Source organism: Paracoccus maritimus (genome assembly GCF_025195095.1).
Classification (GTDB): Bacteria; Pseudomonadota; Alphaproteobacteria; order Rhodobacterales; family Rhodobacteraceae; genus Paracoccus; species Paracoccus maritimus.
Window position 1 is genome coordinate 338,865 of record NZ_JANAVZ010000003.1, and the last position, 12,786, is coordinate 351,650.

At 63.9% G+C, this 12,786-nt stretch carries 10 protein-coding genes and 1 tRNA gene; 3 read left to right on the top strand and 8 right to left on the bottom strand.

What is annotated here, in order from left to right:
- Nucleotides 1-39: 39 nt before the first annotated feature.
- From MU516_RS07405 to MU516_RS07430, 6 genes are all read right to left on the bottom strand, one after another.
- Entirely contained in the window at nucleotides 40-1,275 is a 1,236-nt protein-coding gene (locus tag MU516_RS07405) for an NADH-quinone oxidoreductase subunit E (protein WP_260276574.1), read from the bottom strand.
- The gene (locus MU516_RS07410) at nucleotides 1,275-2,516 is read right to left on the bottom strand and encodes an NADH-quinone oxidoreductase subunit D (protein WP_260276575.1); all 1,242 of its coding nucleotides are present in this window, start codon (nucleotides 2,514-2,516) and stop codon (nucleotides 1,275-1,277) included. Before MU516_RS07410 ends, MU516_RS07405 begins: the two co-directional genes overlap by 1 nt.
- Nucleotides 2,516-3,136: an NADH-quinone oxidoreductase subunit C gene (locus tag MU516_RS07415; RefSeq protein ID WP_209057451.1), complete on the bottom strand. Its 621-nt coding sequence runs from the start codon at nucleotides 3,134-3,136 to the stop codon at nucleotides 2,516-2,518. The genes MU516_RS07410 and MU516_RS07415 overlap by 1 nt, the downstream gene beginning before the upstream one ends.
- 3 nt (nucleotides 3,137-3,139) lie before the next feature.
- Nucleotides 3,140-3,664 (bottom strand): NuoB/complex I 20 kDa subunit family protein, encoded by a 525-nt coding sequence (locus tag MU516_RS07420; protein WP_209057466.1) that lies wholly within the window; start codon nucleotides 3,662-3,664, stop codon nucleotides 3,140-3,142.
- Complete coding sequence (locus MU516_RS07425; protein ID WP_260276576.1) at nucleotides 3,664-4,029, bottom strand: NADH-quinone oxidoreductase subunit A; 366 nt, start codon at nucleotides 4,027-4,029, stop codon at nucleotides 3,664-3,666. The genes MU516_RS07420 and MU516_RS07425 overlap by 1 nt, the downstream gene beginning before the upstream one ends.
- A 351-nt stretch (nucleotides 4,030-4,380) precedes the next feature.
- On the bottom strand, nucleotides 4,381-7,815 hold the full coding sequence (locus tag MU516_RS07430) for a pyruvate carboxylase (RefSeq protein ID WP_425606818.1): 3,435 nt from the start codon (nucleotides 7,813-7,815) through the stop codon (nucleotides 4,381-4,383).
- A 283-nt stretch (nucleotides 7,816-8,098) separates the two neighbouring features.
- On the opposite strand from MU516_RS07430, the gene uvrA reads away from it, so the two are divergent.
- Entirely contained in the window at nucleotides 8,099-10,963 is a 2,865-nt protein-coding gene (uvrA, locus tag MU516_RS07435; protein ID WP_260276577.1) for an excinuclease ABC subunit UvrA, read from the top strand.
- Nucleotides 10,960-11,325: a DUF4260 domain-containing protein gene (locus MU516_RS07440; protein ID WP_260276578.1), complete on the top strand. Its 366-nt coding sequence runs from the start codon at nucleotides 10,960-10,962 to the stop codon at nucleotides 11,323-11,325. Before uvrA ends, MU516_RS07440 begins: the two co-directional genes overlap by 4 nt.
- A 4-nt stretch (nucleotides 11,326-11,329) precedes the next feature.
- On the opposite strand, the gene MU516_RS07445 is transcribed toward MU516_RS07440, so the two are convergent.
- Nucleotides 11,330-11,758, bottom strand: coding sequence for a hypothetical protein (locus tag MU516_RS07445; RefSeq protein ID WP_260276579.1), 429 nt, complete (start codon nucleotides 11,756-11,758; stop codon nucleotides 11,330-11,332).
- The gene (locus MU516_RS07450; protein WP_260276580.1) at nucleotides 11,751-12,365 is read right to left on the bottom strand and encodes a DUF5671 domain-containing protein; all 615 of its coding nucleotides are present in this window, start codon (nucleotides 12,363-12,365) and stop codon (nucleotides 11,751-11,753) included. Before MU516_RS07450 ends, MU516_RS07445 begins: the two co-directional genes overlap by 8 nt.
- 159 nt (nucleotides 12,366-12,524) lie before the next feature.
- On the opposite strand from MU516_RS07450, the gene MU516_RS07455 reads away from it, so the two are divergent.
- A tRNA-Gly gene (locus MU516_RS07455) sits at nucleotides 12,525-12,599 on the top strand.
- The last annotated feature ends 187 nt before the right edge of the window (nucleotides 12,600-12,786 follow it).

Sequence of the window (12,786 nt, forward strand, 5' to 3'; positions counted from 1 at the left end):
CTATCTCCCGTATGGCGCCCGGTCGGGCGTTTCCGTCCATTACTCCTTGTCGTCGTCACCCCGATCCGAGCGGGCCGAGAAATCGGTCTCGCCGCCATCGGCAAGCGTCCTGGCCTGCGCGACCCATTCGTCGCGGCTGGCCCGCCCCTTGAAGCCCTCAAGATTGTCGTCGACCCAGGCAAGCTCGGCCGGACCCCATGCGGCGATCTGATCGTAATGGTGGAACCCCATGCCGTTCAGCACTTCTTCCAGCTTCGGCCCGATCCCCTTGATCCGCTTCAGATCATCAGGGGTGCCGTCCCTCGGGGCATCGAGCCCCTCGGGCCGGCGGCCCGCTTCTTCCGCCGAACCCGTTGAGGCCGTTTCCCCGCGGGCCTCGGCGGGGGCATCCTTCTCTTGGGCCCGCACGCCTTCGGGTTCGATATCCGAACGCGGGCGGGCGGGCGATGCAGCCTGCGCCTCTTGTTCGGTCACGCCGGTCTTGTCGGCGGGTTCGTTGTCGGACGGGCGTGGTTCGATCTCGGGCGCGGTATCGACGCCGCTTTGGTCATCAGGGGCGGCGGCCGGACGCTCTCGGCGCAGCCATTTGGTCAGGATCGGCACCTCGGACCCGTCGATCCGCTTGATCGTCTCGCCCAGTTCGGTGGCCAGCGTCACGCTGGCATTGGCAGAGCTGCCGTCGCGGTCGGTCAGGCTGGTCAGACCCGACGCGGGCTCGGAAGCAAAACGCCCCGTCTGCGACCCCGGCACCGGGACCTGCCCGTCCGAAAACGCGTCAATCAGCTCCTCCAGTTTCTCGGGCGTCAGATCCTCGTAGTAATCCTTGCCGATCTGGGCCATCGGCGCATTCGCGCAGGCGCCCAGGCATTCAACCTCTTCCCAGCTGAACTTGCCGTCCGCCGAAACCGTGTGCGGGGTCGGCGCAATCTTGCGCTTGCAGACGGCAATCAGATCCTCGGCCCCGCAGATCATGCAGCTGGTGGTGCCACAAATCTGGATATTTGCAACAGAACCAACGGGCTGAAGCTGAAACATGAAGTAAAATGTGGCGACTTCAAGCGCCCGGATATAGGGCATACCCAGCAGTTCGGCGCAGTATTCGATGGCCGGACGCGACAGCCATCCTTCCTGTTCCTGCGCCCGCCACAGCACCGGAATGATCGCCGATTGCTGGCGGCCTTCCGGGTATTTGGTCATCTGCGCCCGCGCCCATTCCAGGTTCGCGGCGGTGAATTCGAAACTGTCCGGCTGGACGGGGGAAAGACGGCGCAGCATCAGCGGTCAACCTCTCCGAACACGATATCCATCGTGCCGATAATTGCGGAAACATCTGCCAGCATGTGACCCTTGGCCATCCAGTCGATGGATTGCAGATGCAGGAAACCGGGCGCGCGCAGCTTGGCCCGGTATGGCTTGTTGCTGCCATCGCTGACCAGATAGACGCCGAACTCGCCCTTCGGCGCCTCGACGGCGGCATAAACCTCGCCGGCCGGAACGCGGAAGCCCTCGGTGTACAGCTTGAAGTGGTGGATCAGGCTTTCCATGTCGCGCTTCATCTCGGCACGCTTTGGCGGCGTCACCTTGCCGCGCGACAGGATGTCGCCCTGCCCGTCTGGGGCGCGCAGCTTGTCGATCGCCTGACGGATGATGCGCACCGACTGCCGCATTTCCTCCATTCGGCACAGATAGCGATCATAGCAGTCGCCGTTCTTGCCGACCGGCACCTGAAAGTCGAATTCGTCATAGCATTCATAGGGCTGCGAGCGCCGCAAATCCCACGCCATGCCCGACCCGCGCACCATCACGCCCGAATAGCCCCAGTCCAGCGCATCCTGCTGGTTGACGATGCCGATATCGACGTTGCGCTGCTTGAAGATCCGGTTCTCGGTCAGCAGGCCGTCAAGATCGTCCATCACCTTCAGGAACGGATCGCACCACGCCTCGATATCGTCGATCAGTTCGGGCGGCAGGTCCTGATGCACGCCGCCGGGCCGGAAATAGGCGCTGTGCAGTCGCGCCCCGCAGGCACGTTCATAGAACACCATCAGCTTTTCGCGTTCCTCGAACCCCCACAGCGGCGGCGTCAGCGCGCCCACGTCCATGGCCTGTGTGGTGACGTTCAGCAGGTGGTTCAGGATGCGGCCGATTTCCGAATACAGAACCCGGATCAGGCTGGCGCGACGCGGCACCAGCGTGCCCGTCAGCTTCTCGATCGCCAGGCACCAGGCATGTTCCTGGTTCATCGGCGCCACATAATCGAGACGGTCGAAATAGGGCAGGTTCTGCAGATAGGTGCGGCTTTCCATCAGCTTTTCGGTGCCGCGATGCAGCAGGCCGATATGCGGATCGCAGCGTTCCACGATCTCGCCGTCAAGCTCCAGCACCATCCGCAAAACACCGTGCGCTGCGGGGTGTTGCGGGCCGAAGTTGATGTTGAAGTTGCGGATTCGCTGTTCGCCGGTCAACTGATCGGCGCTGCCATCGTCATAGACATTGTTGCGGATATCGCCGTCCATCACTTCGCCCCCTGCTTCTCGTCGCCCGGCAGCACGTATTTCGCGCCCTCCCATGGCGAGAGGAAATCGAACTGGCGGTATTCCTGGGTCAGGTTCACCGGCTCGTACACCACGCGTTTCTCGGATTCGTCATACCGCACCTCGACATAGCCGGTGGTCGGAAAATCCTTGCGCAGCGGGTGGCCGCGGAACCCGTAATCGGTCAGCAGGCGGCGCAGGTCCGGGTGGCCCGAGAACAGGATCCCGAACATGTCGAAGATCTCGCGCTCGAACCAGTTGGCGGCCGGATGGATCTTGATCAGCGAGGGCACGATCTCGTCCTCGCGGACGCTGACCTTCACGCGGATGCGGTGATTCTGATACATCGACAGGAAATGCCAGACCACCTCGAAGCGCTGCGACCGCGCCGGATAATCGATGGCGGTGATATCGACCAGCGTCGAGAAGCGGCAGGAACTGTCAGTGCGCAGGAATTCGACCAGGTCCAGCAGACCGCTGACCGTCGAGGTCACGGTCAGTTCGTCCAGTTCGACCCTGGCATCCAGCACCGCGTCCGCGCGCCGCATCTTTACATGTTCGGCCAGCTGTTCCAGCGCATCGAGATCGGGATAGATGGCCATGGATCACCTCACCAGCGTGCCGGTGCGCCGGATGCGGCGCTGAAGTTGCAGGATGCCGTACAGCAACGCCTCGGCGGTGGGGGGGCAGCCCGGCACATAGATATCGACCGGAACGATCCGGTCGCAGCCGCGCACGACCGAATAGCTGTAGTGGTAATACCCGCCGCCATTGGCGCAGCTGCCCATGCTGATCACATAGCGCGGCTCGGGCATCTGGTCATAGACCTTGCGCAGCGCGGGCGCCATCTTGTTGGTCAGCGTGCCCGCCACGATCATCAGGTCCGACTGGCGCGGAGAGGCGCGCGGCGCGGTGCCGAAACGCTCGACGTCATAGCGCGGCATGGATGTCTGCATCATCTCGACCGCGCAGCAGGCCAGACCGAAGGTCATCCAGTGCAGCGATCCGTTGCGCGCCCAGTTGATGATGTCCTCGGTCGTGGTCAGCAGAAAGCCCTTGTCCTGCAGTTCCGCGTTCAGGGACTTGGTCGCGAATTCGCGGTCCGCCCCGGCGGTATTGGCCCCGGTCATCACGCCCATTCCAGCGCCCCCTTCTTCCATTCATAGGCAAAGCCCACCGTCAGCACACCCAGGAAGACCATCATCGACCAGAAGGCCGCATCCGACAACGAGGCGAAGCTGGTCGCCCATGGGAATAGGAAGGCCACTTCCAGATCGAAGATGATGAACAGGATGGACACAAGGTAGAACCGCACATCGAACTTCATCCGGGCGTCATCGAATGCGTTGAACCCGCATTCATAGGCGCTGACCTTTTCAGGATCGGGATTGCGGATCGCGACGACCACGGCGGCCAGCATCAGCACCAGGGCCAGCGCACCGGCCATTGCCGCGAAGACGAGGATGGGCAGATATTCCTGCAGCATAGATTCCACGGGCAAGATCCCCTTGTCGGTCGCGGGGATCAGTGGCTGCCCCGCGACGGGTTGGCTAGGGTCGGTTTAGACCTGACGGCCACCGGGGTCAACGGGCGGCGGCCCGACGCAGGACCGCGAAAAGCCGGGATTTGCGGGTTGCACAAGCGATTTCGCAGCGCGCGATTGCCTGATTTTCGCAAGATCGGGTGGCCCCTTCACGCCGCACCGGGACTGCTTGGCCTGACAGCGGACGGACTGCCGCGCAGCGATGAACAGACAAGGACCGCGCATCTGTCAAAAGATCAGATGCGCGGTCCATTCACATGCCCTGGGGATGCGCCGATGGTTCAGCCCCACAAGGGCGCGATTCTATTCGAACTCGACCATCAGATCCTTTGCGTCGATCTGCTGGCCCGCGGCGACATGCAGGGCCTTGATGGTGCCGTCGCGGTCGGCGTGGATGCCGGTTTCCATCTTCATCGCCTCGATGGTCAGCAGCATGTCGCCCTGCTTGACCGCCTGCCCCGCGCTGACCGCGACCGAGGCCACGACGCCCGGCATCGGCGCACCAACATGGCTTTCGTTCGCCGGATCGGCCTTGGGCCGCGCCGCTGCACTGCCCGCCACCTTGCGGTTCGGCACCCGGATCGAACGCGGCTGGCCGTTCAGTTCGAAGAAGACCTTCACCTCGCCCTTCTCGTCGGTCTCGCCGATCGCCTGCAGGCGGATTTCCAGAATCTTGCCGGGGTCGATCTCGGCGGTGATCTCCTGCCCCGGCTCCATCCCGTAAAAGAAATTCCGGGTCGGCAGGGTGCGGACCGGGCCATAGGTCCGGTGCCGGCCCATGTAATCCAGGAACACCTTGGGATACATCAGATAGCCGTTCAGATCCTCATCATCGACCGCCTTGCCCTCCAGCTGCTTGCGCAGTTCGGCACGGGTCTCCTCGATATCGACCGGCGCCAGATGCGCGCCGGGCCGGTCGGTGATCGGGGCCTCGCCCTTCAGCACCTTTTTCTGGATCGCCTCGGGCCAGCCGCCCGGCGGCTGCCCCAGATTGCCGTGCATCATGTCCACGACCGAATCCGGGAAGGACATGTCCTTGTCCGGGTTCATCACGTCCTCGGGCGTCAGGTTCTGGGACACCATCATCAACGCCATGTCGCCCACCACCTTCGAGGACGGCGTGACCTTGACGATGTCGCCGAACATCCGGTTCACATCGGCATAGGCCTGCGCCACCTCGTGCCAGCGATCCTCGAGGCCCATCGACCGCGCCTGCGATTTCAGGTTGGTGAACTGCCCGCCCGGCATCTCGTGCAGATAGACTTCGGATGCAGGCGACTGCAGGCCCGATTCGAAGGCTGCATAGTTCTCGCGCACGCGTTCCCAGTAATTGCTGATCGCGCGGATCGCCCCGATGTCCAACCCGGTGTCGCGGTCGGTCTGGGCAAGCGCCTCGACGACCGATCCCATGGTCGGCTGGCTGGTATTGCCCGACAGCGCATCCATCGCGCAATCGACCGCATCAACGCCCGCCGCAGCCGCGGCAAGGATCGTCGCGCCGCCCATGCCGCTGGTGTCGTGGGTGTGGAAATGAACCGGCAGGCCGACCTCTTCCTTCAGCGCCTTGATCAGTATTGTCGCCGCGGCAGGTTTCAGCAGCCCCGCCATGTCCTTCAGGCCCAGCACATGCGCGCCGGCTTCCTTCAGGTCCTGCGCCATCCCGACATAGTATTTCAGGTCGTATTTGGACCGGTCGGGATCCAGCATGTTGCCGGTATAGCAGACTGTGCCCTCGCAGATCTTGCCGGATTCGATCACCGCATCCATCGCGACGCGCATGTTCTCGACCCAGTTAAGGCTGTCGAAGACGCGGAACACGTCAACGCCGGATCTGGCCGCCTGCCCCACGAAGAACTGCACCACATTGTCGGGATAGTTCGTGTAGCCGACCCCGTTCGACGCGCGCAGCAGCATCTGCGTCATCAGGTTCGGCATCTTGGCGCGGATGTCGCGCAACCGCTGCCAGGGGCATTCCTGCAGGAACCGGTAGGCCACGTCGAACGTCGCGCCACCCCAGCATTCGACGCTGAACAGCTGCGGCAGATTGGCGGCATAGCTGGGCGCGACGCGGATCATGTCGATCGACCGCATCCGCGTGGCCAACAGCGACTGGTGCCCGTCGCGCATCGTCGTGTCGGTGATCAGCAACTGCTTTTGCGCGGCCATCCAGTCGGCGACCGCCTGGGCGCCCTTTTCCTCCAGCATCTGGCGGGTGCCCGCGGCAGGCTCGGCCCTGGCCACGGGTGGCAGCGGCGGACGAGCCTGCGCCGGAGGCAGCGCCCGGCCAGCGGTTTCGGGATGCCCGTTCACGCTGATATCGGCCAGATAGGTCAGGATCTTCGTGGCCCGATCGCGGCGCTTCTTGAAGGTGAACAGATCATCGGTCGTGTCGATGAACTTGGTCGTGTAGGTGTCATCCAGAAAGGTGGGGTGCTTCAGCAGGTTGATGACGAAATCGATGTTCGTCGAGACCCCGCGCACGCGAAACTCGCGCAGCGCCCGGTCCATCCGCTTGATCGCCTGATCCGGCGTCTGCGCCCATGCCGTGACCTTGACCAGCAGCGAATCGTAATAGCGCGTGATGACGCCGCCCGCATAGGCGGTGCCGCCATCCAGACGGATGCCCATGCCGGTCGCGGACCGGTAGGCGGTGATGCGGCCGTAATCGGGGATGAAGTTGTTCTGCGGATCCTCGGTCGTCACCCGGCATTGCAGCGCATGGCCCGACAGGGTGATGTCATCCTGCGACGCCGCCCCCGTCGCGTCTGCCAGGGTGGCGCCTTCCATGATCTTGATCTGGGCCTGGACGATGTCGATTCCGGTGACTTCCTCGGTCACGGTATGTTCGACCTGCACGCGCGGGTTCACCTCGATGAAGTAGAACTGCTGGCTGTCCATATCCATCAGGAATTCGACCGTGCCCGCGCATTCATAGCCGACCGCCTGGCCGATCTTCAGCGCCAGCGCGCAGACTTCCTCGCGCTGCTCGTCGGTCAGATAGGGCGCGGGCGCGCGCTCGACGACTTTCTGGTTGCGGCGCTGCACCGTGCAATCGCGTTCATAAAGGTGGTAAAGGCCGCCATGCGTGTCGCCCAGCAACTGCACCTCGACGTGGCGCGCGCGCAGGATCATCTTTTCCAGATAGCCCTCGCCATTGCCGAATGCCGCCTCGGCCTCGCGCCGCCCTTCGCGGACCTTCTCGACCAGCTCGGCTTCGTTGTTGATCGGGCGCATGCCGCGACCGCCGCCGCCCCAGCTGGCCTTCAGCATCAGGGGGTAACCGATCTGGGCCGCTTCCTTCTTGATGGCGTCGAAATCCTCGCCCAGGACTTCGGTCGCGGGAATGACCGGCACGCCCGCCTTGATGGCCACGCGCCGCGCGCTGGCCTTGTCGCCAAGCGCCCGCATCGTTTGCGCCTTGGGGCCGATGAATGTGATCCCGGCCTCGGTGCAGGCATCGACGAAATCGGGGTTTTCGGACAGCAGACCGTAACCCGGATGGATCGCGTCGGCGCCGCATTCCTTGGCGACGCGGATGATCTCGGGGATCGACAGATAGGCCGCGACCGGCCCCAGCCCTTCGCCGATCCGGTAGGCTTCGTCGGCCTTGAACCGGTGCAGGCCCAGCTTGTCCTCCTCGGCAAAGACCGCGACCGTGCGTTTGCCCAGTTCGTTCGCCGCCCGCATGACCCGAATGGCAATCTCGCCACGGTTCGCCACAAGGATTTTCTGAAACATGCTGATCCCCCTTTTTCCGCTTGCGGTATCCTAACCATGCTGCATCGCAGCGCAAGCGCTAGCACGCAGCCATCGCGTTCGGCGCGCAGAGATACAGCAAATGCCCGGCAAGACGAGTCCGGCAAAAGGCTGACACGCAGCCTTGCGATCCCTCCTGCCGCGACGCCGCGACGGGACAAACAAGGTTGCGGTGCCCCGGAAGTTCACTTTATGTTCACAGCAATCGGTTGCTTTTTCACCGCGTCTGATTATGTGATGCGCTTGGTCGGTCAAAGGCTCGCTCATGGAACAGAAGTTCATCGAGGTTCGCGGCGCGCGCGAGCACAATCTGAAAAGCGTGGACATGGACATTCCGCGCGACAAGCTGGTCGTCATCACCGGCCTGTCGGGCAGCGGAAAATCCAGCCTTGCCTTCGACACGATCTACGCCGAGGGCCAGCGCCGCTATGTCGAAAGCCTGTCGGCCTATGCAAGGCAGTTCCTGGACATGATGGGCAAGCCGGACATGGACCATATCAGCGGTCTGTCCCCGGCGATCAGCATCGAACAGAAGACGACCTCGAAGAACCCACGCTCAACCGTGGGCACCGTCACGGAAATCTACGATTATCTGCGGCTGCTGTTCGCCCGCGCCGGCACCCCCTTTTCGCCCGCCACGGGCCTGCCGATCGAGGCGCAGCAGGTTCAGGACATGGTGGACCGCATCATGTCGATGGAAGACGGCACCCGCGCCTATCTTCTGGCGCCCATCGTGCGCGACCGAAAGGGCGAATATCGCAAGGAATTTCTTAAACTCAGGAAGCAGGGCTTCCAGCGCGTCAAGGTGAACGGCGAATTTTACGACCTGGACGAACCGCCGACGCTGGACAAGAAGTTCCGCCAGAATATCGACGTGGTCGTGGACCGGATCGTCGTGCGCGAGGGTCTGGAAACCCGTCTGGCGGACAGTCTGCGCACCGCACTGGATCTGGCCGACGGCATCGCGGTGCTGGAAACGGCGCCGACCGGCGACGATGCCCAGCCCGAGCGCATCACGTTTTCCGAAAATTTCGCCTGCCCGGTCAGCGGTTTCACCATCCCCGAAATCGAACCGCGCCTGTTTTCCTTCAACGCCCCCTTCGGGGCCTGCCCGGTCTGCGACGGGCTGGGGGTCGAACTGTTCTTCGACGAACGCCTGGTCGTCCCGGACGCAGGCCTGTCGGTGGACAAGGGCGCGATCCTGCCTTGGGCCAAGTCCAAATCCGCCTATCTGACCCAGACCATCAATGCGCTGGCCAAGCATTACGGTTTCGAAAAGAAGACGCCCTGGAAGGATCTGCCCGACAAGGTGCAGCAGATGTTCCTGCGCGGGTCCGGCAAGGACGAGATCAAGTTCCGCTTCGACGATGCGGGCCGCGTCTATGAAATCAGCCGCGTCTTCGAGGGCGTGATCCCCAACATGGAACGCCGGCTGCGCGAATCGGACAGCCAGTGGGTGCGCGAGGAATTCGAGCGGTATCAGAACAACCGCCCCTGCGGCGCCTGCGCCGGCTATCGCCTGAAACCCGAGGCGCTGGCCGTGAAGATCGCGGGCAACCATATCGGCCAGGTCGTCGAACTTTCCATCCAGGATGCGCTGGATTGGGTCGAGAACGCGCCCGCACATCTGTCGAAACAGAAAAACGAGATCGCCGCCGCGATCCTCAAGGAAATTCGCGAACGTCTGGGCTTCCTGGTCAATGTCGGGCTGAACTACCTGACCGTGTCGCGCGCCGCCGGCACACTGTCGGGCGGCGAAAGTCAGCGGATCAGGCTGGCCAGCCAGATCGGCAGCGGACTGACCGGCGTGCTATATGTGCTGGACGAACCGTCGATCGGGCTGCACCAGCGCGACAATGACCGGCTGCTGCGAACGCTGATGAACCTGCGCGATCAGGGCAATTCGGTGCTGGTCGTGGAACATGACGAGGACGCGATCCGCCACGCAGACTATGTCTTCGACATGGGCCCCGGCGCAGGTGTCCATGGCGGCACGGTGGTCAGTCACGGCACGCCGGACCAGATCGCCGCCGACCCGGCCAGCCTGACCGGCCAGTATCTGTCGGGCCAGCGGGAAATCGCGGTGCCCTCGGACCGCCGCAACGGCAATGGCAAGAAGGTCAGCGTCGTCAAGGCGACCGGCAACAACCTGAAGAACGTCACCGCCGATTTCCCGTTGGGGAAATTCCTATGCGTCACCGGGGTTTCGGGCGGCGGCAAGTCCACTCTGACCATCGAGACTCTGTTCAAGACTGCCTCGCTGCGCCTGAACGGCGCGCGCCAGACGCCCGCGCCCTGCGAGACGATCAAGGGGCTGGAACATCTGGACAAGGTCATCGACATCGACCAGCGCCCCATCGGCCGCACGCCCCGGTCGAACCCCGCCACCTATACCGGCGCCTTCACCCCGATCCGCGACTGGTTCGCAAACCTGCCCGAATCGAAGGCGCGCGGCTACAAGCCCGGCCGCTTCAGCTTCAACGTCAAGGGCGGTCGCTGTGAGGCGTGTCAGGGCGACGGCGTCATCAAGATCGAGATGCATTTCCTGCCCGACGTCTATGTCGAATGCGAGACCTGCAAGGGCAAGCGCTACAACCGCGAGACGCTGGAAATCCGCTTCAAGGGCAAAAGCATAGCCGACGTTCTTGATATGACGGTCGAGGATGCGCAGACCTTCTTTGCCGCCGTCCCGTCGATCCGTGAAAAGATGGACGCGCTGATGCAGGTGGGCCTTGGCTATATCAAGGTCGGCCAGCAGGCAACGACCCTGTCGGGCGGCGAGGCGCAGCGGGTGAAGCTGTCCAAGGAACTCAGCCGTCGGTCCACCGGCCGGACGCTGTATATCCTCGATGAACCCACCACCGGCCTGCATTTCGAGGATGTCCGCAAGCTGCTGGAGGTGCTGCATCATCTGGTGGACGAGGGCAACACCGTCATCGTGATCGAACATAATCTGGACGTCATCAAGACCGCCGACTGGATCATCGACATCGGCCCCGAAGGCGGCGATGGCGGTGGCGAGATCGTTGCCACCGGCACGCCCGAGCAGGTGGCCGGGGTCGAGGCCAGCCACACCGGACGCTATCTTGCGCAGATGCTGAAACCCGTCCGAATACGCGCAGCGGAATGACCCCGGTCGTCTGGCAGAGGGTCGAGGGCGCGGGGATCTTCACCGCGTCCATTGCGCTGGCCGGGTTCACCCAGTCCGGCTGGCCGCTGTGGGTCTGGCCCCTGGCGCTGTTGGCGCCCGACGTCTCGATGCTGGGCTATCTGGCCGGCCCCCGGATCGGCGCGGCGGTCTATAACGCCGCGCATCTTTACGCCAACGGGCTGATCCTGGCGCTGCTGGGTCTGATGATCGGGGCACCCGACCTGATCGCGGCGGGCGGCATCTGGATGGCGCATGTCGGCATCGACCGGGCATTGGGATACGGGCTGAAGACGGCCGCAGGCTTTCGGGACACGCATCTGGGCCGTATCGGCCGCGACTGAACCTTCAGCCGCGCGTGCCGCGATCCAGATCCTGCGGCAGGCGGTGGATCAGGCAGGATTCCCCCGGCTCTGCCCCGTCCGTCAGGTTCGGGTAGGCGGTCGCGTGATCGGGACGTTCGAAGACCGCGCAGAACCGCAGATTGTCGGCATCCACCATCTCGATGCGATAGGGCCGGTCGGTAAAGGGATCGGTCAGGCGCAGCGTTTCAGGACAGGCGGCGGTGGGGGCCAGGTCCGCCGTCGCCGCGCCCGCCTCGAACGCCCGGCAGATGGCCTGGGTCTGCGCCGCGTTCAGGTCGTGCATTCGCACCGCATCGCGCCGCTCGGCCCTGCCCTGCATCGGCCCGCCGCTGAACACCAGACCCGTGCCGATCAGCGCGACCGCGACGGCCGTGATCGTCCAGACCGCCCAGCCCTGCCGCCGGTCAGTCATCCAAATCGCTCCGGTAATAGACTAGCACCAGCCCCGCGATCACCGCGACAAGCACGGCCTTGGCGATGAACCGCAGCGTCAGCCCGCCGGACAGCAGTGCATAGATCGCAGCGACCAGATCGCCCATCAGAGTCAGCAGTGCGATCAGCAGCGTGACCGAGGCGAACAGCCGCCGCAGCGAAGACCCGCGCCCCCCCTCGCCGCGCGGCACCGCGCGGACCGCGCGGCGGTCCAGATACAGAAACAACGGCAGGAAACCCAACAGCGCCGCAATCGACCAGCGCATCGTTCCGCGCCCGACGGACAGGTCGGTCAGATCGGGAATCAGCGCATCGATCACCGCGAATCCCAGCTGCAGCAGATGCCACGTCACCATTGCAAGCGCCGCGAACATCAGCGCGTGGAACACCGCCTCGCGGGCCGACACATGGTGCTGCGGCAGCGGCACCGGGGGCATCCCCTGCGGCTTTGCCCACGCCGCCAGCGCGGTCCGAACCTCGACCTCGGACCATCCGGCATCAGCCATCGCAGCGGCGATCGCAGCCCGGTCGTGACCGTCCTCAAGCGATTGGCGCACGAACTCGCGCAGCTGCTCGGTTGTGTTCACGCGGTCACCCCTGTCCTGATGGCCGAAAATGCGCTGTGGGCGGATGATCTGTCAATGCGGCGAAAAAAACCGCGTCGATCCGGAAATTTCCCCTTGCACGCCCCGGCGCGGTCCCATAAATCACCGCTCACCGAAGGCGAAGACAGCTTCGGACAGGATGCGGGCGTAGCTCAGGGGTAGAGCATAACCTTGCCAAGGTTAGGGTCGTGAGTTCGAATCTCATCGCCCGCTCCAATTCAAAAAGGCCGGACCTTCGGGTCCGGCCTTTTGCATTCGCAGGGAAAGCCCCTGTCCGGGCAACGCTTGACCACCTTGCGGGCGTCCTGCAGGATAAGGTCATCGCGCCGGTCGGCCATTCGGTTACCGCGACGTTGTTCCCGATCGATGCCACCGGTGCGAAGGCAACCGAAAGGCAGATCCG